The organism is Janthinobacterium lividum (assembly GCF_034424625.1).
Classification (GTDB): domain Bacteria; phylum Pseudomonadota; class Gammaproteobacteria; order Burkholderiales; family Burkholderiaceae_D; genus Janthinobacterium; species Janthinobacterium lividum.
Map to the genome: position 1 here is coordinate 1,267,411 of NZ_CP139976.1, position 24,896 is coordinate 1,292,306.

Here is a 24,896-nt window from a genome sequence, read left to right on the forward strand (position 1 = left end):
TTTATCCATAGGGGGCAGTGCTGCGCCGGTCAGCCAATCAGGCCTAGCGTGAGGCGGGATAGGGGCGTGCCGTACAGCAAGGCGATCAAGCCCGCCGCAGCCAGGTAGGGGCCGAACGGAATCGGTTTGTCGCGCCCGCGCCTGGCAAACACGATCAGCCCGATGCCGACCACGGCGCCGACCAGCGATGACAATAAGATGATCGTCGGCAGCATCGTCCAGCCCAGCCACGCACCAAGCGCCGCCAGCAATTTGAAGTCACCATAGCCCATTCCCTCCTTGCCTGTCGCCAGCTTGAAGGCCCAGTACACGCCCCACAGGGCCAGGTAGCCGGCGGCCGCGCCGATGACGGCGTCTTGCAGGGGCACGAAGGTGCCATTGATATTGACCAGCAGGCCCGCCCACAGCAGGGGAAAGGTGAGATCGTCGGGCAGCATTTGCGTATCGGCGTCGATGAAGGTCATGGCGATCAGCAGCCAGGCAAACACGAGGGTGGCGAGACCCGTCCAGCCGCTGCCGAAGTGCCAGACCAGAAGGGCCGACAGGGCGCCCGTCAGCAGTTCGACCAGCGGATAGCGCACGGAGATCGGTGCCTGGCAGGCGCTGCATTTGCCGCGCAGCAGCAGGTAACTGATGACGGGGATGTTTTCCATGGCCGTGATGCGGTGGCCGCAAGCGGTGCAGTTCGAGTGCGGCAGCATCAGGTTGTAGCGGTCCGTGTGCGGCAAGGGCAAGCCGCTTTCTTCCGCCACGTAATTATCGGATTCGCGCTGCATCATTTTCGGCACGCGGTGGATCACCACGTTGAGGAAGCTGCCGACGATCAGGCCGAACAGGGCGGCGACGAGGGCGACGGGCAGGTTGCCGGGCGCGGCGAACAGCAGGGTATCTGGAGGCATTATCTTTATCGCCAATGTGGCGTGGGCAAGCACAGGTTTATGGCTCGCGACGCTGGCCATGGCGGGGCCGGTGTCGCGAGCCAGGAGAGTATAGTGTATCTGCCATCTTACGCTGGACGAGCATGTCGGCGGCGCGGTTGACTACTCTTTCGTGACGGCGGCGGCATGGCTGTCCTGTTCGCGCGGCCGCGGTTTTTGCTGTTCGACCAGCAGTGCCAGCAGTTTGTTGCGCATGGATTCCGAAAGCATTTTTTCCAGGTAGCGATGTACTACGGCCGCGACCGAAATCGCCGTTACGGTGGTCATGAAGATATAGCCCCATGAGTGCGTATGTGCTTCCATGTCCAGCTTGAGCATGGCCAGGCCGAAATAGTGATGGGTAATCGTATGGCTGAGGTACAGCGAGAAGGAAATCGAACCCAGCCACACCAGCCAGCGGGGGGCGGGGATCTTGACGGTCTTGCTGGCGATGGCCATGACGAGTACGGTCAATGCCAGCGGGCCACCCCATTTGCTAGGGCCGTGGAAATCCACTACGCGCGAGTAGCCGAGCCAGATGGTCAACGCGATGCTCAGTCCGAGTAGGTGATAGGCGATGGCTGGATTCCTGATCCTGGCCCAGTCCTGCAGGTACAACAATCCGATGGCGGCGCCTGCCAGGAACTCGAAAATAATCGGATTGCTCATCAAATTGAAATAGACAAAGGAATAAGACAGGTTTCTGGTGGCATCATAGGCTGACAAGGCCGGATTGTGCAGCATGGGAATCAGCAATACGGTGGCGATCATCCAGGCGAACAGCGCGAGCCAGCGCCATTGTTTGAAACAGAGCGAGGCGCAGAAGATGGCATAAAAATACATCTCGAATTCCAGGGTCCAGCCCAAGGGCAATGCCGCGCCAAAATAGGGAGGATTGTCGATAGTGACAGGAATGAAGAAGATGCTTTTTAAAAATTGAATGACATTGTCATAGGAACTGAAATATGCGGTGACGTCTTGCGTTGCCGCTATCCACCAGAAGGTGATGATGGCGTAGACTGGCCACACGCGCGCAAAGCGCTTGATGGCGAAGGTTTTGGCGTAGGCCAGGCTGCCATCCGAATTGCGCGTTGAATACGCCATGATGAAGCCGCTGATGATGAAGAACAGGTCGACGCCCATCGCGCCCGGCCTGAGTATTTCATCGGCCTTTTCCCAATTGGCCGTGTTGAGCATGAAGTAGCGGGCATGCGTCAGGACCACCAGGGTGGCAGCAATTCCCCTGAGCGCTTCAAGCCAGTCCAGTTTATTGTGATTTTTCATGAATTAAGACATGGCTCGTTCATTAACGGTGTGAGGTTGCGACGAAGTCTGACCCGGCAGGCAATACCTGTCAACGCGGTAATTTCTTTTTTCTGGCTAATGGGCGTTTTAAGGGAGGTGCTGGCTGTTGCCTAGATCACCGCGCCCAGCTTGAAAATCGGCAAATACAGGGCGATCACGAGCGAGCCGACCAGCACGCCCAGCACCACCATCAGCGCCGGCTCCAGCAGTGTGGAAAGGGTGGCCACCGTGGCGTCGATATCGGCCTCGATGATATCGGCCGCGCGCGACAGCATGGCGTCGAGCGCGCCCGATTCCTCGCCGATCAGGGCCAGCTGCGTCAGCAAGGGCGGGAACACGCCGCTGTGTTCCATGGCCAGGGCCAGGCTGCCGCCGGCGCGGATTTCGCGTTCGATGCGTGCCGTCGCTTCCTGGTACAGCGTGTGGCCGGAGGCGGCGCCCACCAGGCTGAGCGAGTCGAGCAGCGGCACGCCGGCGGCGAACATGGCAGCCAAGGTGCGCGTCCAGCGGGCGATTGCCGCCTTGCGCAGGAGGGGGCCGAACACGGGCAGGCGCAAGGCCTGCAGTTGGATGTTGCGCCGCCACGCGGGATAGCGGCGCCAGGCCAGGTGCAGCAGCAGGCAGGCCAGCAGCAGCGCCGCCAGCAAGGCCAGCCAGTAGCGGACAACAAAGGCGGACAAGCCCATGACGACCAGGGTGGGCAGCGGCAAGGGCGCGCCAAAGCTGTCGAAGACCTGGCGGAAAGCGGGTACGACCACGCTCATGATGATGGCCGTGACGACGATGGCGACGAGCACGATGACCAGCGGATACATCAGCGCACCGCGCATCTGCCGCCGCAGGGCGATGGCCTTTTCCTGGTGCGTGGCCAGGCGCGCCAGCAAATCCTGCACGATGCCGGCCTGTTCGCCTGCCGCCAGCAGGTTGCAGTACAGCTCGTCAAACAGCAGCGGGAACTGGCGGAATGCCTGCTGCAGGCTGCTGCCCGCTTCGATGTCGTGGCGCAAGTCGCGCATCAGCTCCGTGATCGCAGGCTTGGCGTGCCCCCTGCCGGCGATATCGAAGGCGTGCAGCAGCGGCACGCCGGCCGCCATCATGGTCGACAACTGGCGTGTGAACAGGGCGATATCCTTGCGCGTGATGGCCTTGCCGGGCGCGGCGCGTTCAGCCTGCACCCGGGTGGCCAGGATACCCTCGCGTCTCAGCGCGACCTTGGCGGCGCTGGCGTCGGCAGCGCGCAAGACGCCATCGACCGCCCTGCCATGGCGGTCCGTGCCCTTCCACGCAAAGCGCCGCTCGGCCGCCATGTGCACCTCCTGCCGTCACGGTAGCAGGGCCGGGCAAAAGCACCAGCGGCGCTGGCGGCAAGCTTGATCTGGCTCAGCCCTTGGTCGTTTGCACTTCCGTCTGCACAACGGCCTGGGCCTTGATGTCGGCCGCGTCCTCTTCCTCGCTATCCGTGCCCTTGCTGATGCTTTCGCCATCGTCGCGGCGCAGTGTCCAGAAGGTCAGCGAGGACAGCACCGTCAGGGCCGCCAGGGTCAGGAAGGCATGGTGCAGGGCCGTGCTGAGCATGGCGCGGTCCGACTGCGGCATGTCGCCCAGGTACCAGCCCGTGATCAGGGAACCGAAGGCGAGGCCAAAGCTCATCGACAGTTGCTGCATCGAACTGGCGATGGTACTGGCCATACTGGAATCGGCCTTGTCGACATCGGCATACGCGATGGTGTTCATGCTGGAAAACTGCAGCGAATTGAAAAAGCCCATGCACAGGCTGATGGCAACGATCACGTACAGGGGCGTGCCCACGCCCACCAGCGAAAACATGGCAATGGTGACGCCGATCAGCACGGTGTTGACGATCAGTACCTGGCGGTAGCCGAAGCGGGCCAGCACGCGTGCGGAAATGAATTTCATGCCCATGGCGGCCGCGGCCGACGGCATCATCAGCAAGCCCGATTGCCAGGCGGGCAAGCCCAGGCCCAGCTGGTACAGCAGCGGCAGCAGGAAGGGCAGGCCGCCCACGCCCAGGCGCGTGACGAAGCCGCCCACCACGGAGACGCGGAAGGTGCGGATCTTGAACAGGGTCAGGCGCAGCAGCGGGTGCAGCACTTCGCTCGAATGCCAGACATACGCGGCCAGCAGGCTGATGGAAATGAACAGCAGCACGGCAAACGAGGTGCCGTCGATGCGGTGTTCGCCGAAGATTTCCAGCAGCCACGACAGCAGCGCGATGCCCGTGCCGAACAGCACCAGGCCGATCAGGTCCAGCGGACGGGGCTTGTCACCGTAGTAATCGGGCATGTAGCGGTGCGCCAGGTACAGCGCCACCAGGCCGACAGGCACGTTGACGAAGAAAATCTCGCGCCACGACAGCCAGTGCACGATCAGCCCGCCCACCGTGGGCCCCAGCAGGGGGCCGATCAGGGCGGGGATGATGACGAAATTCATGGCCGCCAGCAATTGCGACTTGGGAAAGGTGCGGATGATGGTGAGCCGGCCCACCGGCATCATCATGGCCGCGCCCACCCCTTGCAGCAGGCGCGCAGCCACCAGCATGGGCGCATTCACGGACAGGCCGCACAGGATGGAGGCGAGGGTAAAGATGGCGACAGCGGCGGAAAACACGCGCCGCGTGCCGAAGCGGTCGGCCATCCAGCCGCTGATGGGAATGCACACGGCCAGGCTCAGGATGTAGCTCGTGACGACGGCCTTCAGGCTCAGTGGCGTCACGTTGAGGCTGGCGGCCATGGAAGGGATGGCGGTGTTGACGATGGTGGAGTCGAGTTGCTCCATGAACAGGGCGGTGGCGACCACCCAGGGAAGGTAGCTTTTGATCGGGGAACTGGTCATGGATGCGAGCCTGAGGAGGAAAAACGGAGCCGACAGTACGGTGAATTGTCACATAAATGGCGCAGGCGTGCCGCCCGCGCCGTGCATTTTGGCAGCGTGCCGGTGGCAGAGTCCATGGAACATTTGTTCTATGGCAATAGATTGCGGGTAAGGCTAGCATGTGTTTTCTGGCAGTTCCGGCCTCTTTTCCCCGAAAGTCACATCACATGAAAAATGCACTTACGTTCCTCGTCCTGGGCGCGGCCCTGTCCGCATGCGGTGGCGGCAGTGATGGCGGCGCGCCGGAAGCGCCCATCACGCCGCCTGTCGTCGTCACGCCCGCCGTCCCCCCGGCCGACAGCGTGACGGTGGCGTCCGCCGCCGTGGCCAAAGAGGCGGGATTGAGCGTCATTGCGGGCGCCAGCGCCGATGAAAGCGTGTATGACGTGGCTGCCGATATCGGCGACACCTGGCGCATCACGTTTGACAATGTCAAGAAAACCTACGCCATCCGCGTGCTGTCGACGCAGTTCGGCTTGAGCGACCGCAGCGGCACGTTTACTACGTCCAGCAGCGGCAATCTCACTATTTACACGGCAACGGATTTTAGCGTCGCCGTCGATGCGCGCACGCGTCTCCTGTCGGGCAATATCAAATTGGGTAATATGGTCTCGACCGTCAGCGGCACCGGCTATGCGGTGGGTGACGTGGCCAAGCTGGCCGGCAGCTATATTTTCCTGGGCGCCATGCGCAATGCCTCGAACGGCGGCGACCGTTTCAATCCGAAAGGCAGTCTCAGGATCGCTGCCGATGGCGCGGCCCAACTGTGCAATGGCGGCGTGTTCAATGCGCAAGGCGTGTGCTCCGCAGTATCGCCGCAGCTGGAAGCGGAAAACGCCAGCCTGACCCTGGTCAAGGATGCGAAGAACGGCTTGATCGTCGCCCGCCAGGGTGGCCAGGACTTCGGCATCGTGCACGTGCATGCGGGGGACCGGGGGCTGGCGCTGTTCATCGACCGCTACAGCCGTAACCGGGAAAACGTGCTGCGCGTGGGTACCATCGTGGCCGCCAGACAGCAAAAGATCGGCACGGAAATCAACGGCAGCTACGCCTGTGCGGCGCAGGGCATCAGCGCAAAGATCGAGGTTGCCGGCAGCACCGCCACCCTGACGAATGACACGACCGGCAAGACGCATGCGGAAACCGTTACCGTCAACAGGCTGGGCCTGGGCGCGCAGGCCGTCGATTTCGATGGCATCGCCGTGCTCAAGGACCCGGCCGACGTGCCGGCCGACTATTCGATGTTCATGCCGGTGTCGTCGAGCATGGCGGTCGAGTTTTCGAGCGACCGCTCGTACATGGGCGTGTGCCTGAAAAAATAGCCGCTAGCGTTTGAGGTCATCCAGGGCCGCCAGCAGCGGGATGGCCGCGTCGGCGATGCGATCCAGGCTGGCCTCGCGCAGGGCGGCGGTGTCCACTGTGTGGCCGGAGTCCAGCCCCGCCCAGCGCAGCAGCGCCGAACATGCGGCGGGTGTGTCGAACATGCCGTGCAAATAGCTGCCGAGGATTTGACCGTCGCCCGACACGGCCCCTTCCGGCCGCCCATCGATGACAAAGGCCGGCTGTGCCAGCGCCGCGCCATGCGAGACACCCATGTGGATTTCGTAGCCTGCCACGGGCGCATCGGCTGCGCCGGCAAACGCGCAGCGGCCGCGCACCTGTTCCAGCCGCTTGTCGCTCGTCAGCTCCGTCACCATGTCGAGCAGGCCCAGTGCCTTTGACTCTCCCGCCGCGCCTTCCACACCCAGCGGATCGCACACGCTTTGTCCCAGCATCTGGAAGCCACCGCAGATGCCGAGCACCTTGCCGCCATAGCGCAGGTGTTTCGCCAGGTAGGCGGGCCAGCCTTGCTGCTGCAGCCAGGCCAGGTCGCCACGCGTGTTCTTGCTGCCCGGCAGGATCACCAGGTCGGCCGCTGGAATCGGCTGCCCATGCTGGACGAATTGCAGGTCGATATCGGGGTGGGCGCGCAGCGCGTCAAAGTCCGTGTGGTTGCTGATGCGCGGCAGTTGCGGCACCACCACCTGGAAGGCGCCGCGTTCCGCCTGCACCGCTTCGACGGCATCCTCCGCATCGAGGAACAGGCCTTGCAGGTAGGGCAGCACGGCCAGCACGGGTTTGCCCGTCTGCTGTTCCAGCCATTCGATGCCGGGTGTGAGTAGTGAAATGTCGCCGCGGAAGCGGTTGATGACGAAGCCGAGGATGCGTGCCCGTTCGCTGTCGGACAGGCACGAAAGGGTGCCGATGATGTGCGCGAAGACGCCGCCCCGGTCGATGTCGGCCACCAGGATCACGGGGCAGTCGACGGCTTCCGCAAAGCCCATGTTGGCGATGTCGCGCGCGCGCAGGTTGACTTCGGCGGGGCTGCCCGCGCCTTCGACGACGACGGCGTCGTATTGCTGGCGCAAGCGCGTATAGGATTCCAGCACGGCGCCCATGGCGATGGTTTTATATTGCTGGTAGTCGCGCGCATCCATTTCGGCGCACACCTTGCCGTGGATGATCACTTGCGCGCCCGTGTTCGATGACGGTTTCAAGAGCACCGGATTCATGTCCGTGTGCGGCGCGATGCCGCAGGCCAGCGCCTGCAAGGTTTGCGCGCGGCCGATCTCGCCGCCGTCGCTGGTCACGGCGCTATTCAATGCCATGTTTTGCGGCTTGAACGGCGCCACCGTCACGCCACGGCGTTTCAAGAGGCGGCACAGCGCTGCGACGACGGTGCTCTTGCCCGCGTCCGACGTCGTGCCCTGCACCATCAGGGCGGGGAAGGGGCTCTTCATGCCTGCTGCTCTTTCTGATTCTCCTGCCATTGCGCAATGATGTTGCTGATCTGGCGCAATCCCTCCGTGATGGCGGCCGGACCGGGAGAAAGTATGTCGGGCGATTTGATCTCGAACAGCATGTCATTGCGTACTGCGGGAATCGCATCCCAGCCCGGACGTGCCGTCAGCTGCGCCGGCTGGAACTTCTTGCCGCACCAGGTGGCGATGATGATGTCGGGAGCGCGCCGCACTACGCTCAAAGGATCGGCGATGATGCGCTCTTTTGCACCCGGATGCGCGGACAACTCCGGGAAGGCGTCCGTGCCGCCGGCGATGCCGATCAATTCGGCCGCCCAGCCGATGCCGCTCATCAGGGGATCGTTCCACTCTTCAAAGTAGATCACGGGCTTGCGCGTCCAGGCTGCGGTGCGGGCCCGGGCGGCGGCGATGTCCGCGCGCAGGCCGGCGATCAGTGCGCGTCCCGCTTCCTCGCGCCGCACCAGTGCGGCCAGCACGGCGATCATGCGCAGGATGCCCTCTACCGTGCGCTGGTTAAACTGGTGCACTTCGATACCGGCCTTGACCAGGTCGCGGCAGATATCGGCCTGCATGTCGCAAAAGCCGATCACGAGGTCGGGCTGGACGGCCAGGATGCGCTCCAGGCTCGAGGAGGAAAAGCCGCTGATTTTGGTTTTTTCCTCGCGCGCCCGGGGTGGGCGCACGGTAAAGCCGGAAATGCCCGCGATGACGTCTTCCGCGCCCAGCGCGTACAGTGTCTCCACGGCTTCCGTCGACAGGCACGCGATGCGCTGGTAGTGGCTCATGGCGTTGCCTTGGCTGCGGGAGCGTTGCGGCGCTGGCGGGCCGCTTCCAGCTGTTCGCACATGGCGGCCGTGCCTTCGATCATGCGCGGGCCGGCGCGGTTCAGCAGGTCGCCATTCAGGCGAAACAGATTGTTCCGGCGCACGGCTGTCATTGACGGGAAGGCGCGCCACATGGCCAGGCCGCCTTCGCTGCGCGGATCGCTTTTTTCGCTGGTGCCGAAAATGACTTCCGGATCTTCCTGCAGCACGCCTTCCGGCGTGACGACGGGCGCCACCACCTTCATCGCGGCAAAGACATTCTGGCCGCCGCACACGCGCATGGAATCGCTGATGATGCTCGCGCCGCTCAAGGTATACAAGGGTTTGTCCCACACCTGGTAAAACACGCGCACGGGCGGACGCTGCGCATACCGGGCCGTCAGGCTGGCCAGTTTGGCGCGCAGCTGGGCGGCGGCCGGTTTGGCGGTTTTTTCCGTGCCCATTAATTGCCCCAGGCGCTCCATGCTGTCGGGGATATCGGCCAGCTTGCGCGGTTCGCTGTGATAGATCGGCACCTTCAGCTGGCGCAGCATGGCGATCTGGCGCTCGGCGCTGCCGTGCATCCACACGACGATCAGGTCCGGCTTCATGGCGATGATGCGCTCCATGTCGTACTGGCGGTTGTCGCCCACTTGCGTGATCTTCTTTGCCGCTTCCGGGTAGTCGCTATAGCTGACGACACCGGCGATTTTCTCGCCGCCGCCGGCTGCGAACAGCAGTTCCGTCACGTGCGGCGCCAGCGCCAGGATGCGCTGTGCCGGTTTTTCCACGGTGACGGTATTCCCATCATCGTCGCGCACGGTGATGGCGGCATGCGCCTGCAGCGAGACCAGTCCAGCCAGCAGCAGCGATATTTTCAGGATTTTCATGTGTGCTTCCATGCGGTGAGGGCCTGCTGCAGGCGCAGCCAGGCGTGTTCGTCGGGGGGCAGGCCCAGGCGGATGCCGTGGGCCGCGTGGCGGAACAGGCGTACCCAGATGCCTGATTCTGCCATGTGCTGCCAGAACGCTTCGGCGCACGTGTCCGGCCACCATTGAAACAGCGCCGTACCGCTGCTGGCGATGCCGTGCGCGGCCAATAGCTGTTGCAAACGGGCGCCTTCGCCGCGCAGACGCTCGCGCATCGCTTCCTGCCAGTGCGTGTCGTTCAAGGCGGCCAGCGCCACTTGCTGCGCCGGGCCGCTGACGGTCCACGGGCCCAGCATATCGGCCAGTTGTACCAGCAGTGCGGGATGGGCGGCGACAAAGCCCAGGCGCAGTCCCGCCAGGCCAAAGAATTTGCCGATGGAGCGCAGCACGATCAGGCCAGGCTGGCCCGATTGCGGCCCCAGGCTGGCGTGTGTTTCCGTGTCGCCAAACGCTTCATCGACCACCAGCCAGCCGCCGCGCGCTGCCAGCCGGGCTGCCCACTCCAGCAGCAGTGCGGGCGCGATGCGCTCGCCCGTGGGGTTGTTCGGGTTGCAGATGACCAGCACGTCGCAGTGGTCGACGGCATCGGCCAGCTGCGCATATGGCACTTGGTGTAATGCGTGGCCGTGCTGGCGCCAGTGGTGCGCATGTTCCGCATACGACGGCGCGGCCACCACCACGCGCGACGGCGCGCGTAGCCGGGGCAGGGCCTGGATGGCGGCCTGCGTGCCGGCAACCGGTAGCATGGCGGGTGCGTTGTAATACGCGCAGGCGGCAGCGGCCAGCGCGGGATCGGCTTCCGGCAGCCGGTGCCAGGCGTTGGCGCCGGGTGCCGGCGCTGCATACCAGTGCGGATTGATGCCGGTCGACAGGTCGATCCAGTCGGCGATGGGCCGTCCATACTCGCGCGCGGCGTCGCGCAGGTTGCCGCCATGTTCAAGCAAGGTATTTCCCTTTCAGGTAGAACAGGCCCGCCAGCAGCGCCACCCAGATCAGCCACAACACGGCCGTCTCGGCCACCAGGCGCCAGGCGCGGTCGATGTCGCGCGCTTCGGCGGGACGGCCGGCGCCCAGCGGCGGGCGGCGTTCCAGTTCGCCATCGTAGATGGCGTCGCCGCCGAGAGCCAGGCCCAGGGCGCCGGCGCCGCTGGCCATCACGGGACCTGCGTTCGGACTGCCCCAGTTTGTGGCCTGCGTGCGCCAGCACTGCCAGGCGCGCTTCTTGTCCGCCATGCTCTTGCCCAGCAAGACATAGGACAGGGCCGTCAGGCGCGCCGGCAGATAATTGAGGATGTCGTCGATGCGCGCGGCGCAGCAGCCGAACCAGTCGTAGCGTTCGTTGCGGTAGCCCCACATGGCGTCGAGGGTATTGGCCAGCCTGAATAGGACTGCGCCTGGGCCGCCCGCCACGGCAAACCAGAACAGGGTGCCGAAGACGGCGTCGTTGCCGTTCTCCAGCAGGGATTCGGTGCTGGCCTTGGCCAGGCTGGCCGCATCGGCGTCGGCCGTGTCGCGGCTGACGATGCGCGCCGTCAGCAGGCGTGCGTTGTCCAGGTCATCGATGGCCAGGGCATCGGCAATCGGTTGATTGTGGTCGCGCAGGCTGCGCAGGCCCAGACATAGATACAGCAGGAAGACGTGGAGGGCGGCACCCGCCAGGCCGCACAACCAGTAGGCGGCATAGCTGAGCGGCAGCACGGCGAGTGCCCACGCCAGTGCGCCGCGCAGGAAGCGTGCGCTGCCCCGGTTCAGCAGGCGTTCCAGTGTGCTGGCGATGCGGCCAAAGCCGACCAGCGGATGCCAGCGGCGCGTTTCTCCCAGCAGCATGTCGAGCAGCACGCCGGCCGTCATCAAGGCGGCCAGCATGGGCAGCGACAAGCCGCTCAGCATGGGCTGCCTTTCAGGTACAGCGGCAGGCCGGCGGCGACAAAGACAGCTTTGTCGCACACGGCCGCCACGGCCTGGTTCAAGCGGCCCGCCTCGTCGGTGAAGCAGCGCGAGATGGCGCCATACGGCACGATGCCCATGCCCACTTCGTTCGATACGAGAACGAGGTCGCAGTCGGTGTCGCCGATTTCGGCCAGCGCATACAGCAGGTGCGCGCGCTCGCTGTGGAACAGTTCAGGCAAGATGATGTCGCCCACGTCCGGATACGTCTCGCCGCTGGAAAACATCAGATTCGTCAGCCACAGGGTCAGGCAGTCGACCAGCAGCAGGCGGCCGGACCGTGCTTCCCGCAGGATGGCGTCGCCCAGGCGCAGCGGTTCTTCCAGGGTTGTCCACTCGGCCGGGCGCTGTGCGCGGTGATGCCTGACGCGCGTGGTCATTTCATCATCGCCCGCCTGCGCGGTGGCGAGGTAGATCACTTCCTTGCCGGATTCGCGGGCCAGCGTTTCCGCATGGGCGCTCTTGCCGGAACGGGCGCCGCCGAAGACCAGGGTGCGCGTCATGGCGCTGTTACCACTCGGTGCCGATCTGTGCGCCGATGCCGGCCGCGTAAGCATGCTTGACGACGGCCATTTCGGTGACGGTGTCGGCGATCGCGATCAATTCTTCCGGTGCGCCGCGGCCCGTGATGACCACGTGCTGCATCTGCGGACGGTCCAGCAGGTCGGCGATGATCTTGTGCACGTCGAGGTAGTTGTACTTGAGAGCGATATTGAGCTCGTCGAACAGCACCAGGCCGTAGCTGGGGTCGGCCAGGAAGGTCTTCGCCTGTTCCCATGCCAGTTCGGCCTTTTCGATGTCGCGCTCGCGGTTCTGCGTTTCCCAGGTATAGCCTTCGCCCATCGCATGAAAACTGATTTCATCGGGGAAGCGGCGCAGGAATTTTTCTTCGCCCGTCGACATGGCGCCCTTGATGAACTGCACCACGCCTACCTTCATGCCGTGGCCCATGGCGCGGATGGCCATGCCGAAGCCGCTCGAGCTCTTGCCCTTGCCGTTGCCCGTGTTGACGATGATGATGCCGATTTCCTTGTCGGCCTTGGCGATGGCCGCGTCGATGATGGCCTTTTTGCGTTCCATGCGCACGCGGTGGCGTTCGTTGATTGCGGCTGTTTCTACGTCGATAGGTTTGTTGTCGCTCATGTCTGATCCTCTTTCGGTATGAATATCTTGCGTTTGCCGTGATCGATGATCTCGATCGGGTGGCCCAGGTAGTCGCCCAGGATGGATGCCTGCATCACATCGGCCACGGGACCGGCCAGCCAGCCGCCGTCGCCCATCAGCAGCAGCGCATGGGTCGAGACGCTGTGCGCCAGGTTCAGGTCATGCCCCACCATCACCACGGTTTTATTCTGTTCGCGGCACAGTTTTGACAGCAGGCCCATGACGCTGACCTGGTGCGCCAGGTCCAGCGCATTGGCCGGTTCGTCCAGCAGCAGCAGGGGCGTATCCTGCGCCAGCATGGCGGCAATCGCCACGCGCTGGCGTTCGCCGCCGGACAGGCTGCGCACGTCGCGTTCGGCCAGGTGCTCCACTTCCATCGAGGCCAGCGCCGCCAGGGCGATGCGCTGGTCGTCGCTGCCTTCCCAGTAATGGTTGTCGTGGTACGGGTGGCGCGCCGACAGCACCGTTTCGATGACGCGGTACGAGAACGCATCGTGGCGCGCCTGCGCCAGGAAAGCCCGTTCGCGCGCCAGTTCGTCGAGCGGCCAGTCGATCAGGGCGCGGCCCTGTATCGTCACGTGGCCAGTATCCGGTTCGCGCAAGCCGGCCAGGGTGCGCAGCAAGGTGCTCTTGCCCGCGCCATTGCGGCCGATCACGCTCCAGCATTCGCCATCCCTGATGTGCCAGATGAGGTTTTCCACCAGGGAGCGCGTGCCTGCCTTCAGGCCGAGTTGGTAAGTACGTATCATGTGCGGCGCAAGCGGTGCAGTTGGTACAGGAAGACGGGCGCACCGATCATGGCTGTTACCACGCCGACGGGCAGCTGCAATGGCGCCAGCACGGTGCGCGCCAAGGTATCGGCCAATACGAGGAAGGTGCCGCCGGCCAGCGCGGCGGCGGGAATCAACAGGCGATGATCGGGGCCGCAGGCGAAGCGCAGCGCATGCGGCACGATCAGGCCCACAAAACCCACGCTGCCGGCGCTGGTGACGGCGCTGGCCGTGAGCAGGCCGGAGCAGAAGAACAGGCCCTTGCGCAGGGCGCCCACGCGTACGCCCAGGGTGCTGGCCGCTTCCGCGTGCAGCGCCATGACGTTCAGCGAACGCGCGCAGCGCAGCGCGAAGACCATGGCGCCGGCCAGGACCAGCCACGGCATCAGCCGCGCGGGCGCGCCGGACAGGTCGCCTATCATCCAGAACACCATGCTGCGCAAGCGGCTTTCCGGGGCGATGGAGAGCATCAGGGTGACGATGGCCATGCAGGCCGAAGCCAGTATCACGCCCGTCAGCAGCAAGAGCGAGGCGCCGCCTTCAGCGGCCGTGCCGCCGCGCAGGTCGCGGCGGGCAAAGAAATACAGCAGCATGGACACGCCGACGGCACCTGCAAAGGCGGCTGCGTCGACCACCCACAGCGCGCACATGAACAGCAGCGCGGCCAGCGCGCCGACGGAAGCGCCGGCGGAAATGCCCAGCACATACGGGTCCGCCAGGGGATTGCGCAGCAGCGCCTGCATCATGACGCCGGCCAAGGACAGCGCCGCGCCGGTGACAAACGCGGTCAGCGCGCGGCCCAGGCGCAGGTCAAGCAGGGTGGCGGCGAGGGTATCGGTCTTGCCCTGCACGACATGGAACAGGGCGGAAGGCAGGTCGGCGAGCGGAATCGCGATCGAACCGATCATGCCGGAGAAAATCAGGCTGGCAACCGCGCACACGATCAGCACCGAGAGGATCACGGTGGCACGGTGGCGCATGTTGCGGAAAAATGGGTGCATGCATACCTTTAAAACGGGGACCACAGAACTGCACTGCGGGCGATGACGGATAGCGCCACCGCCCGCAGCTTACATCATGTTTTATTTCATGCCGTAGCGTACGCCAACGAAGAGGTTCGAACCTGGCGTCGCATAGAAACGGCCCAGTTCATAGTCTTTATTGGTGATGTTGTTCCAGCGAGCCAGCACCGACCAGTCGCGTGCGAATTGGTAGGTGGTGTACAGGTTCAGCAAGCCATAGCCGCCGAGGGTGGTTTTGTTGGCGGTATCTTCAAAACGCTTGCCCGACAATTGCCACTCCGTACCAGCGGTCAAGGGACCGGTCGTGTAATCGACGGCGAAATTGGCGTGCTTTTTCGCGCGGCGTGTCAATTGTTTGTCCATCGATTCATTGCGCGGATCTTGCAGGTCGATATTGCCACTGACGTTGAAGGCGCCGAACTTGTGTCCGCCAGCCAGCGTCACGCCTTCGAGCACGGCTTTGTCGACATTCATGCTGCAGCCATAGCCTGGTTTCCAGCCAATGACTGGACACGCCGATACGTAGTTGATCAAATCGGTAATCTTGTTATGGTAGTAGATCGCGCTCAGTTGCGACTGGCCGTCGTTGTAATGCAAGCCGATTTCAGCGTTGCGGCCCTTTTCTGGCTTGTTCGTGGGGAGGCCGGAATCAGGGTAGTAAAGATCGTTGAAGGTCGGGGCGCGGAAACTCGTGCCATAGCTGGCGTTGGCGCGCAAGGCATTGTTGAAACGATAGCCATAGGCGATGCTACCCGTGTTGTGCGTGCCAAACGCCGAGCTGTCGTCGCGACGGCCGCTGATGCTGGCCAGGTGGGCGCCGCGTACCAGGTTGTACGATGCTGCGAACGATTTTGTATTGCGTCCGCCGGACAGGCCTTTGGCGGAGCTCACGACGTCTTCGTCACGGTATTCACCCAGTAATTGCAAGTTGTCGCGGCCAATGAGAATATCGTTTTGCCAGCTGATGTCCGTTTGCTTGGTGTCGAACTGGCTTCTGCCGAAGGCGCCAACTGCGGAAACAGAGGTTTGTTTGTCCTTGGCTTGTGCGTAGCGCAGTTCGCTGGTCCAGTTCGGCAAGAACTGGTTCTTCGTGAAGACCGAGATGTTTTCCAGCTTATTGTGATTGCGTGCGTCGAAGTTCAAGCCCGAATCGTACTGCGCATCCAGTTTGCTGTTCAGGAAAGTCAGGCCGACATCATGGCCTTTGGCCATCTGGTAGCCAAACTGGCCACTGACGCTTTCCTTGTCGTAGCCGTCTTTGTCCGGATTGTAGGTGTACGTCGAGGCGCCCAGTTTGGAGGCGGAAAAGCCATCCGATTTTTCCTTGCCCGCGGTCAGCGCGTAGCTGAAGCTGTTGTTGCCACCGGTAGAGCCGGCAACGCTGGCTTCCGCCTGACGCGTGTTGTAGCGGCCGTAGCCAGCGAAGGTGGAGAAGCGCGTCGCGCCATCGCCTTTCTTGGTAAAGATCTGGATCACGCCGCCGACGGCATCGGCACCATACATGGTGCTCAGAGGACCGTAGACGATTTCAACGTGGTCGATGCTCGACAGGGGCAGGGCGCTCCAGTTGGCAGCGCCCGATGTGGCGGAACCAATGCGTACGCCGTCGACCAGCACGATATTCTGGTTGCTGTTCGCGCCGCGAATGAATACGCTCGAATTGGTGCCTGGGCCGCCACTGCGATTGACTTCAATGCCGCGCTGCTTTTGCAGCAGGTCGATCAGCGTACCGGCGCCCGAGCGTGCGATGTCTTCCGAGCTGATGGTCTGCGTATCGCTCAACACTTCGCTCAGGTGTTGCGGGTAGCGGCTGGCGGTGACGACGACGGGATCGAAGGTATCTGGCGTGGTCTGGGCGAAAGCGGCAGGCGCGGCAATGGCTAGCGCGAGCGACGTGAGCGCCGCGTGGCGGGAAACAGCATGGGTCATGATAATTTTCAGTAAGTAATATGCAACCAGCCGACGTCCCCGTAGGCCAGATTGAACAGAAGTGGGAACTGAAGATGACGATCGAAGATGGCCATGAGCCATTCGGATCGCGAACATCCCCGTTCGCACACTTCCACCTGTCCTGGCCGGTATCCGGGCTGGCAAGTAGGGCTATCCCACCTTCCCATGCTCGATGATTGCAAGCACAGTGGTTGTCAGAGATAGCTTGTCGCCTGCTTCCTGTAGAGAGGGGCGACACTTGCTTACCGTTGCGGGGGCAGCACACGTTCGCCGCAGTCGCGGCATCGTGTTTCCCGTTTAACTGCGCTCATGGACATGAGCGCGGGCACCAAAACCCCGCCATTATACGTGCAGCAGGCGTGGACTGAAATGGCTGGCTGGGCGATTCGGTATCAGAAATCGACGACGACCGTCGCACCATAGGCGATTTTATGGGCGGAATGGGCGGCCAGCAGGGCCGTTTCTTCCAATGGCAGCTGGGCTTGCAGTGCCGACAGCAGGCGGATGGTGCCCGCATGGCAGATGATGACGACCGTTTCGTGTTGTTCGCGCAACAGATCGCCTAAAAACGCATCGACGCGGGCGGCCATCGCCAGCACATTCTCGCCCCCGCCGGGGCGGTACCAGGCCAGGTCCGTCGCCCAGGCATCGATTTCCGCGCGCGCAATCGCGTGCCAGGGCTGCATTTCCCATGCTCCGAAATCCATCTCCGCCAGCCGCGCGTCAAGGCGCAGGGCGCTGGCAGGCAGGTCTTGCGCCAATGCCGCCGCCAGGCCGGCGCAGCGGCGCAGCGGACTGGAATAGAGCGGCACGCCGGCTGGCAAAGTCGCTTGCAGGCTGGCGCGCACCGTGGCCAGTTCGTGCGGCGCCACCACCACGTCGCTGCGGCCATAGCAGGTGCCGCTGGTTACCTGCGGCGTGGGGTGGCGAACGAGGATCAGGCGCATGCGTGTTTAATAGAAGCGCAGGGGAGGCTGGAAGCTGGAGAGGATGGCCAGGTAGACAGCCACTTCCGCCACTTGCTGCACTGCGCCCAGGCAGTCGCCCGTGTAGCCTTGCAGGCGGCGCTGGCACTTGCGGCCCAGCCAGAATGCGGCAGCGGCCGCCGCCACGACGGCGAAGACCAGCGTGGCCCAGTAAAAGATTCCCAGGGTGCCGCACACGACGGCCGGCAGCAGGCCGCAGATGGCTGCGATGAGGAATTCAGCGGTATTCATCTCCTGCGCCATCGGCTTGGCCTTGCCTTCGTCGCGCGCATAGTCCATGAACCGGATCAGCGAGACGGCGGCCAGGCGCGAGAGCGGATGGGCGATGCACAGCGTCGCCACGATGACGGCGGGCGGCAGCGAGGCCAGCGCCGCGCACTTGATGGCCAGCAGGCAGAGGATGCCGATGGCGCCATACGCGCCGATGCGCGAATCCTTCATGATTTCCAATACCCGCTCGCGCGTCATGCCGCCGCCAAACCCATCGCACATGTCGGCGAAGCCGTCTTCATGAAAGGCGCCCGTCAGATAGATGCCGGCGGCGGCGGCCAGCAGCACGGCTACCGCCGACGGCAGGAGCCAGCTGGCCAGCAGATACACGGCGCCACTGATGGCCGCCACTACCACGCCGACCAGCGGGAAGTAGCGCGAGGCATGCTGTAGCCAGGCCGGTTCGAAACCCACCCAACGGGGGATGGGCAGGCGCGTGAAAAACTGCAGCGCGATGAAGAAGAGGCGGCACTGATGGACTGCGGCGGAAACGGGATTGGCCATGGTCTTAATCTGGCGTGGATTTTTCGCTGACCTGGGCCGAGGCAAACGTCGCCATCTCGCGCATGAAATTGACGGCTGCGTGCAGCAGCGGCAAGGCCAGCGCCGAACCCGTCCCTTCACCCAGGCGCAAATCGAGGTGCAGCAGCGGACGCGCACCCAGGCTGGCCAGCAGCTGGCGATGACCGTTTTCATCGGAGCAGTGCGAAAACACGCAGTAATCGAGGATGGCCGGCTGCAGACGGGCCGCCACCAGCAGGGCGCTGCTGACGATGAATCCATCGATCAGCAGAATCATGCGCCGTTCGGCCGCCTTGAGCATGGCGCCGGCCATCATGGCGATTTCGAATCCGCCGAAGGTGGCCAGCGCGTCGAGCGGCGTGGTGACTGCCGCATGATGGGCGACGGCCGCTTCGATGACCTGCTGTTTGTGCAATATGCCTTCCTTCGACAGGCCGGTGCCGGCGCCCACGCAATCGGCGACCGGTGTTTGCGTCAGCTTGTGCATCAGCGCTGCGGCAGCGGTAGTGTTGCCGATACCCATTTCGCCAAAGCCCAGCACATTGCCATCCAGGGTGGCGACCAGATCCATCCCCGCCTGCATGGCGGCCAGGCATTGTTGCTCGCTCATGGCGGGTTCCTTGGCGAAGTTGCGGGTGCCGGGACCCTGCTTGCGGTCAAGCAAGCCGTTGCGCGGTCCGAAGTCGTGGTTCACGCCGGCGTCTACTATATAGAGGGCGCAATCTGCCTGGCGGGCGAAAACGTTGATGGCGGCGCCGTTGCCGAGGAAATTCTCCACCATTTGCCAGGTCACGCTTTGTGGATAGGCGGAAATGCCTTCCGCGACGACCCCATGGTCAGCCGCAAAAACGATGATGGACGGCTGGTGCAATGCCAGCTGCGTGCTTTGCTGGATCAGGCCAATCTGGCGGGCCAGGGTTTCCAGCATGCCGAGGCTGCCCAGCGGCTTGGTCTTGCTATTGATGGCGTGTTCGAGTGCACTGGCCAGTGCGGGATTGGCGGTGGAGCAGATGTGTGGGATAGGCATGGGAATCTATATGGATGAGGCAAGGTATGGTCGGCGCTACGATATCACACAGCAATATTTGCCCAGCTGCAAAATAGCGCTTGCGGGGTGCGCAGAGCAAGGCTATAATTCGCCCCCTCGCTGAACGATGCATGCAAATGCAGCGTAAAGTGAGAAAAAAGAAGGAGTTGACGGACGTAGCAAAATGCCTCATACTCTTCCTTCTTCGCAGCTGACAAACACAACGCTTTGTCGATAGCGCGAAAGCAGTAACCGAATACAGTTCTTTAACAATTAACAGTCGATAAGTGTGGGCATTTGATGTAAGTGCAGCAGTGATCTTCGGATTGCTGTAAAACTTAAAATATCAAATGTTCACAAGAAATAATGAAATAGGATACTTCTTCGGAAGTAGCCTGTCAGTTTTTTGAGTGAGCAAATCTTTTGCAATGCAAAAGATTTGGATGGTAGTGATACTGTCCGACCTGTCAGAAATGACATTAAACAGAGATTAAACTGAAGAGTTTGATCCTGGCTCAGATTGAACGCTGGCGGCATGCCTTACACATGCAAGTCGAACGGCAGCACGGAGCTTGCTCTGGTGGCGAGTGGCGAACGGGTGAGTAATATATCGGAACGTACCCTAGAGTGGGGGATAACGTAGCGAAAGTTACGCTAATACCGCATACGATCTAAGGATGAAAGTGGGGGATCGCAAGACCTCATGCTCGTGGAGCGGCCGATATCTGATTAGCTAGTTGGTAGGGTAAAAGCCTACCAAGGCATCGATCAGTAGCTGGTCTGAGAGGACGACCAGCCACACTGGAACTGAGACACGGTCCAGACTCCTACGGGAGGCAGCAGTGGGGAATTTTGGACAATGGGCGAAAGCCTGATCCAGCAATGCCGCGTGAGTGAAGAAGGCCTTCGGGTTGTAAAGCTCTTTTGTCAGGGAAGAAACGGTGAGAGCTAATATCTCCTGCTAATGACGGTACCTGAAGAATAAGCACCGGCTAACTACGTGCCAGCAGCCGCGGTAATACGTAGGGTGCAAGCGTTAATCGGAATTACTGGGCGTAAAGCGTGCGCAGGCGGTTTTGTAAGTCTGATGTGAAATCCCCGGGCTCAACCTGGGAATTGCATTGGAGACTGCAAGGCTAGAATCTGGCAGAGGGGGGTAGAATTCCACGTGTAGCAGTGAAATGCGTAGATATGTGGAGGAACACCGATGGCGAAGGCAGCCCCCTGGGTCAAGATTGACGCTCATGCACGAAAGCGTGGGGAGCAAACAGGATTAGATACCCTGGTAGTCCACGCCCTAAACGATGTCTACTAGTTGTCGGGTCTTAATTGACTTGGTAACGCAGCTAACGCGTGAAGTAGACCGCCTGGGGAGTACGGTCGCAAGATTAAAACTCAAAGGAATTGACGGGGACCCGCACAAGCGGTGGATGATGTGGATTAATTCGATGCAACGCGAAAAACCTTACCTACCCTTGACATGGCTGGAATCCCCGAGAGATTGGGGAGTGCTCGAAAGAGAACCAGTACACAGGTGCTGCATGGCTGTCGTCAGCTCGTGTCGTGAGATGTTGGGTTAAGTCCCGCAACGAGCGCAACCCTTGTCATTAGTTGCTACGAAAGGGCACTCTAATGAGACTGCCGGTGACAAACCGGAGGAAGGTGGGGATGACGTCAAGTCCTCATGGCCCTTATGGGTAGGGCTTCACACGTCATACAATGGTACATACAGAGCGCCGCCAACCCGCGAGGGGGAGCTAATCGCAGAAAGTGTATCGTAGTCCGGATTGTAGTCTGCAACTCGACTGCATGAAGTTGGAATCGCTAGTAATCGCGGATCAGCATGTCGCGGTGAATACGTTCCCGGGTCTTGTACACACCGCCCGTCACACCATGGGAGCGGGTTTTACCAGAAGTAGGTAGCTTAACCGCAAGGAGGGCGCTTACCACGGTAGGATTCGTGACTGGGGTGAAGTCGTAACAAGGTAGCCGTATCGGAAGGTGCGGCTGGATCACCTCCTTTCTAGAGTTTGCACGAATCAGGTAACTGGTTCACGCATCAAATGTTCACACTTATCGACTGTTAAATGAAGAAGAAACAGTAGTCGTAGTAGTTCCGCGTTGGGGCTGTAGCTCAGCTGGTTAGAGCACCGTGTTGATAACGCGGGGGTCGTTGGTTCGAGTCCAACCAGCCCTACCAGTAAAAACAGACCCGGGGGTAAGGTGGACACTAGTCCAGTCAGACCTACCAGTATGTAATACCCCAGGGGGATTAGCTCAGCTGGGAGAGCACCTGCTTTGCAAGCAGGGGGTCGTCGGTTCGATCCCGTCATCCTCCACCACGTTTTACTCGAAAGTGCAAACGTAAGCCGTCAGGTTTAGGTTTGATCTTTTAGCGATCAAAGCTGTTTCGTTCTTTAACAATCTGGAAGAAGTAAAGATTATTTATTGATCGGTTTGCCGTAAAAGGTAAATCGATGGGTAATGATTGTATGTATCAACAAACAAGCAACAACGTTGTACTTTCTTATCCCTGTAGCGCTCTTTGATTATTTAGGTAATCAGAGGCTAACGTTATAGGGACAAGCGAATAAGTGCACATGGTGGATGCCTTGGCGATTACAGGCGATGAAGGACGTAGTAGCTTGCGATAAGCTGCGGGGAGTGAGCAAACACACTTTGATCCGCAGATTTCCGAATGGGGCAACCCACCCTTTTAGGGTATTGCATACTGAATACATAGGTATGCAAGGCGAACGCGGCGAACTGAAACATCTAAGTAGCTGCAGGAAAAGAAATCAACCGAGATTCCCAAAGTAGCGGCGAGCGAAATGGGAGGAGCCTGTACGTGATAGTCGGACCGATAACAGAATCCTCTGGAAATAGGAGCCATAGTGGGTGATAGCCCCGTATGTGAAATCGGACCGGTGATACTAAGCGTACGACAAGTAGGGCGGGACACGTGACATCCTGTCTGAATATGGGGGGACCATCCTCCAAGGCTAAATACTCGTAATCGACCGATAGTGAACCAGTACCGTGAGGGAAAGGCGAAAAGAACCCCGGAAGGGGAGTGAAATAGATCCTGAAACCGTGTGCATACAAACAGTAGGAGCGGACTTGTTCCGTGACTGCGTACCTTTTGTATAATGGGTCAGCGACTTACATTCAGTGGCAAGGTTAACCAGATAGGGAAGCCGTAGAGAAATCGAGTCCGAATAGGGCGATCAGTCGCTGGGTGTAGACCCGAAACCAAGTGATCTACTCATGGCCAGGATGAAGGTGCGGTAACACGCCCTGGAGGTCCGAACCCACTAATGTTGAAAAATTAGGGGATGAGCTGTGGGTAGGGGTGAAAGGCTAAACAAACTTGGAAATAGCTGGTTCTCTCCGAAAACTATTTAGGTAGTGCCTCAAGTATCACCATCGGGGGTAGAGCACTGTTATGGCTAGGGGGTCATTGCGACTTACCAAACCATTGCAAACTCCGAATACCGATGAGTGCGAGCTTGGGAGACAGACGTCGGGTGCTAACGTCCGGCGTCAAGAGGGAAACAACCCAGACCGCCAGCTAAGGTCCCAAAGATTGGCTAAGTGGAAAACGAAGTGGGAAGGCTAAAACAGTCAGGATGTTGGCTTAGAAGCAGCCATCATTTAAAGAAAGCGTAATAGCTCACTGATCGAGTCGTCCTGCGCGGAAGATGTAACGGGGCTAAGCCAGTCACCGAAGCTGCGGATATTGTTCTGTGATTTATCACAGATATATATGGTAGGAGAGCGTTCTGTAAGCCTGCGAAGGTGTCTTGTAAAGGATGCTGGAGGTATCAGAAGTGCGAATGCTGACATGAGTAGCGATAATGGGGGTGAAAAGCCTCCACGCCGTAAGCCCAAGGTTTCCTGTTCAACGTTCATCGGAGCAGGGTGAGTCGGCCCCTAAGGCGAGGCAGAGATGCGTAGCTGATGGGAAGCAGGTTAATATTCCTGCACCGTCGTATGATGCGATGGGGGGACGGATCGCGGAAGGTTGTCCAACTGTTGGAATAGTTGGTTTTTGGCTCATAGAAGGCACTTAGGCAAATCCGGGTGCGGAATTCAAGGGGTTGAGACGAGTGAACTTGTTCACGAAGCAATCGGAAGTGGTTCCAAGAAAAGCCTCTAAGCTTCAGTCATACGAGACCGTACCGCAAACCGACACAGGTGGGCGAGATGAGTATTCTAAGGCGCTTGAGAGAACTCGGGAGAAGGAACTCGGCAAATTGGTACCGTAACTTCGGGAAAAGGTACGCCCCGGTAGCTTGATTGGTTTACTCCATGAGGGTGAAAGGGTTGCAATAAACTGGTGGCTGCGACTGTTTAATAAAAACACAGCACTCTGCAAACACGAAAGTGGACGTATAGGGTGTGACGCCTGCCCGGTGCTGGAAGATTAAATGATGGGGTGCAAGCTCTTGATTGAAGTCCCAGTAAACGGCGGCCGTAACTATAACGGTCCTAAGGTAGCGAAATTCCTTGTCGGGTAAGTTCCGACCTGCACGAATGGCGTAACGATGGCCACACTGTCTCCTCCCGAGACTCAGCGAAGTTGAAATGTTTGTGATGATGCAATCTACCCGCGGCTAGACGGAAAGACCCCATGAACCTTTACTGTAGCTTTGCATTGGACTTTGAACCAATCTGTGTAGGATAGGTGGGAGGCTTTGAAGCGGGGACGCTAGTTCTCGTGGAGCCAACCTTGAAATACCACCCTGGTTTGTTTGAGGTTCTAACCTTGGTCCGTTATCCGGATCGGGGACAGTGCATGGTAGGCAGTTTGACTGGGGCGGTCTCCTCCTAAAGTGTAACGGAGGAGTTCGAAGGTACGCTAGATACGGTCGGACATCGTGTTGATAGTGCAATGGCATAAGCGTGCTTAACTGCGAGACTGACAAGTCGAGCAGGTACGAAAGTAGGACATAGTGATCCGGTGGTTCTGTATGGAAGGGCCATCGCTCAACGGATAAAAGGTACTCTGGGGATAACAGGCTGATTCCTCCCAAGAGTTCATATCGACGGGGGAGTTTGGCACCTCGATGTCGGCTCATCACATCCTGGGGCTGTAGCCGGTCCCAAGGGTATGGCTGTTCGCCATTTAAAGTGGTACGTGAGCTGGGTTTAAAACGTCGTGAGACAGTTTGGTCCCTATCTGCCGTGGGCGTTGGAAATTTGAAGGGGGCTGCTCCTAGTACGAGAGGACCGGAGTGGACGAACCTCTGGTGTACCGGTTGTCACGCCAGTGGCATTGCCGGGTAGCTAAGTTCGGAAGAGATAACCGCTGAAAGCATCTAAGCGGGAAACTTGCCTTGAGATGAGATTTCCCAGAGCCTTGAGCTCTTTGAAGGGTCGTTCGAGACCAGGACGTTGATAGGCTGGGTGTGGAAGTGCAGTAATGCATTAAGCTAACCAGTACTAATTGCCCGTACGGCTTGTCCCTATAACCTTAGCAGGTGCAGAGGATAAGACGGTACAACGTTGCGTGTGTGTTGATACTACCAGTCATTACCCCAATCTTTGCTTCTTCCAGATTCATGGCCTTGTCGTCCTACAGGAGACAA

General features: G+C 60.7%; 18 protein-coding genes, 2 tRNA genes, 2 rRNA genes and 1 riboswitch. Of the genes, 5 read left to right on the plus strand and 17 right to left on the minus strand.

The genetic code is table 11. From position 1 onward, the window contains the following. Positions 1-29 precede the first annotated feature (29 nt). The 4 genes from U0004_RS05755 to U0004_RS05770 all read right to left on the minus strand — a co-directional run bounded on the left by U0004_RS05755 (position 30) and on the right by U0004_RS05770 (position 5,075). Entirely contained in the window at positions 30-899 is an 870-nt protein-coding gene (locus tag U0004_RS05755; RefSeq protein WP_070258879.1) for a prepilin peptidase, read from the minus strand. A gap of 141 nt (positions 900-1,040) precedes the next feature. Beyond that, positions 1,041-2,201 (minus strand): acyltransferase family protein, encoded by a 1,161-nt coding sequence (locus tag U0004_RS05760; protein WP_070258881.1) that lies wholly within the window; start codon positions 2,199-2,201, stop codon positions 1,041-1,043. A 131-nt stretch (positions 2,202-2,332) separates the two neighbouring features. After that, positions 2,333-3,529 carry a type II secretion system F family protein gene (locus tag U0004_RS05765; RefSeq protein ID WP_070258883.1) on the minus strand — a complete coding sequence of 399 codons (1,197 nt, stop codon included), beginning with the start codon at positions 3,527-3,529 and terminating at the stop codon, positions 2,333-2,335. A 73-nt stretch (positions 3,530-3,602) separates the two neighbouring features. Next, positions 3,603-5,075, minus strand: coding sequence for a DHA2 family efflux MFS transporter permease subunit (locus U0004_RS05770; RefSeq protein ID WP_230523170.1), 1,473 nt, complete (start codon positions 5,073-5,075; stop codon positions 3,603-3,605). Between the two features lie 206 nt (positions 5,076-5,281). On the opposite strand from U0004_RS05770, the gene U0004_RS05775 reads away from it, so the two are divergent. Continuing rightward, positions 5,282-6,436 carry a hypothetical protein gene (locus U0004_RS05775; RefSeq protein ID WP_070258885.1) on the plus strand — a complete coding sequence of 385 codons (1,155 nt, stop codon included), beginning with the start codon at positions 5,282-5,284 and terminating at the stop codon, positions 6,434-6,436. A 3-nt stretch (positions 6,437-6,439) separates the two neighbouring features. Here U0004_RS05775 and U0004_RS05780 read toward each other — a convergent pair whose 3' ends face one another. The 13 genes from U0004_RS05780 to cobT form a co-directional block, all read right to left on the minus strand. After that, positions 6,440-7,894, minus strand: coding sequence for a cobyric acid synthase (locus tag U0004_RS05780; RefSeq protein WP_070258887.1), 1,455 nt, complete (start codon positions 7,892-7,894; stop codon positions 6,440-6,442). Next, on the minus strand, positions 7,891-8,700 hold the full coding sequence (locus U0004_RS05785) for an ABC transporter substrate-binding protein (protein ID WP_070258889.1): 810 nt from the start codon (positions 8,698-8,700) through the stop codon (positions 7,891-7,893). The genes U0004_RS05780 and U0004_RS05785 overlap by 4 nt, the downstream gene beginning before the upstream one ends. Continuing rightward, positions 8,697-9,608: a cobalamin-binding protein gene (locus U0004_RS05790; RefSeq protein WP_070258891.1), complete on the minus strand. Its 912-nt coding sequence runs from the start codon at positions 9,606-9,608 to the stop codon at positions 8,697-8,699. Before U0004_RS05790 ends, U0004_RS05785 begins: the two co-directional genes overlap by 4 nt. Beyond that, positions 9,605-10,591 carry a threonine-phosphate decarboxylase CobD gene (gene cobD / locus U0004_RS05795; protein WP_070258893.1) on the minus strand — a complete coding sequence of 329 codons (987 nt, stop codon included), beginning with the start codon at positions 10,589-10,591 and terminating at the stop codon, positions 9,605-9,607. The genes U0004_RS05790 and cobD overlap by 4 nt, the downstream gene beginning before the upstream one ends. After that, a complete protein-coding gene (gene cbiB / locus U0004_RS05800; RefSeq protein ID WP_070258895.1) occupies positions 10,584-11,537 on the minus strand; it encodes an adenosylcobinamide-phosphate synthase CbiB in 954 nt (317 codons plus the stop codon). Before cbiB ends, cobD begins: the two co-directional genes overlap by 8 nt. Next, on the minus strand, positions 11,531-12,097 hold the full coding sequence (gene cobU, locus U0004_RS05805; protein ID WP_070258897.1) for a bifunctional adenosylcobinamide kinase/adenosylcobinamide-phosphate guanylyltransferase: 567 nt from the start codon (positions 12,095-12,097) through the stop codon (positions 11,531-11,533). Before cobU ends, cbiB begins: the two co-directional genes overlap by 7 nt. A 7-nt stretch (positions 12,098-12,104) precedes the next feature. Beyond that, a complete protein-coding gene (gene cobO, locus U0004_RS05810; protein WP_070258899.1) occupies positions 12,105-12,737 on the minus strand; it encodes a cob(I)yrinic acid a,c-diamide adenosyltransferase in 633 nt (210 codons plus the stop codon). Continuing rightward, positions 12,734-13,507, minus strand: coding sequence for an ABC transporter ATP-binding protein (locus tag U0004_RS05815; protein WP_070258901.1), 774 nt, complete (start codon positions 13,505-13,507; stop codon positions 12,734-12,736). Before U0004_RS05815 ends, cobO begins: the two co-directional genes overlap by 4 nt. Beyond that, positions 13,504-14,529 carry a FecCD family ABC transporter permease gene (locus U0004_RS05820; RefSeq protein ID WP_070258903.1) on the minus strand — a complete coding sequence of 342 codons (1,026 nt, stop codon included), beginning with the start codon at positions 14,527-14,529 and terminating at the stop codon, positions 13,504-13,506. Before U0004_RS05820 ends, U0004_RS05815 begins: the two co-directional genes overlap by 4 nt. Positions 14,530-14,610: 81 nt before the next feature. After that, positions 14,611-16,479, minus strand: a complete 1,869-nt coding sequence (locus U0004_RS05825; protein ID WP_070258905.1) for a TonB-dependent receptor domain-containing protein — start codon at positions 16,477-16,479, stop codon at positions 14,611-14,613. A 127-nt stretch (positions 16,480-16,606) separates the two neighbouring features. Beyond that, positions 16,607-16,848: riboswitch (cobalamin riboswitch) on the minus strand. A 44-nt stretch (positions 16,849-16,892) separates the two neighbouring features. Beyond that, positions 16,893-17,447 carry a histidine phosphatase family protein gene (locus tag U0004_RS05830; protein WP_070258907.1) on the minus strand — a complete coding sequence of 185 codons (555 nt, stop codon included), beginning with the start codon at positions 17,445-17,447 and terminating at the stop codon, positions 16,893-16,895. 6 nt (positions 17,448-17,453) lie between these two features. Then, positions 17,454-18,260, minus strand: coding sequence for an adenosylcobinamide-GDP ribazoletransferase (locus U0004_RS05835; RefSeq protein WP_070258909.1), 807 nt, complete (start codon positions 18,258-18,260; stop codon positions 17,454-17,456). Between the two features lie 4 nt (positions 18,261-18,264). After that, positions 18,265-19,305 carry a nicotinate-nucleotide--dimethylbenzimidazole phosphoribosyltransferase gene (gene cobT / locus U0004_RS05840; RefSeq protein WP_070258910.1) on the minus strand — a complete coding sequence of 347 codons (1,041 nt, stop codon included), beginning with the start codon at positions 19,303-19,305 and terminating at the stop codon, positions 18,265-18,267. A 492-nt stretch (positions 19,306-19,797) separates the two neighbouring features. Here cobT and U0004_RS05845 point away from each other — a divergent pair. The 4 genes from U0004_RS05845 (at position 19,798) to U0004_RS05860 (ending at position 24,775) form a co-directional block, all read left to right on the plus strand. Next, a 16S ribosomal RNA gene (locus U0004_RS05845) occupies positions 19,798-21,328 on the plus strand. A 100-nt stretch (positions 21,329-21,428) separates the two neighbouring features. Continuing rightward, positions 21,429-21,505, plus strand: a tRNA-Ile gene (locus tag U0004_RS05850). Positions 21,506-21,571: 66 nt separating this feature from the next. Then, positions 21,572-21,647: transfer RNA gene (locus tag U0004_RS05855), tRNA-Ala, on the plus strand. A 238-nt stretch (positions 21,648-21,885) separates the two neighbouring features. Beyond that, a 23S ribosomal RNA gene (locus U0004_RS05860) occupies positions 21,886-24,775 on the plus strand. The 16S and 23S rRNA genes sit together here with 2 tRNA genes alongside, the layout of an rRNA operon. Positions 24,776-24,896: the final 121 nt, after the last annotated feature.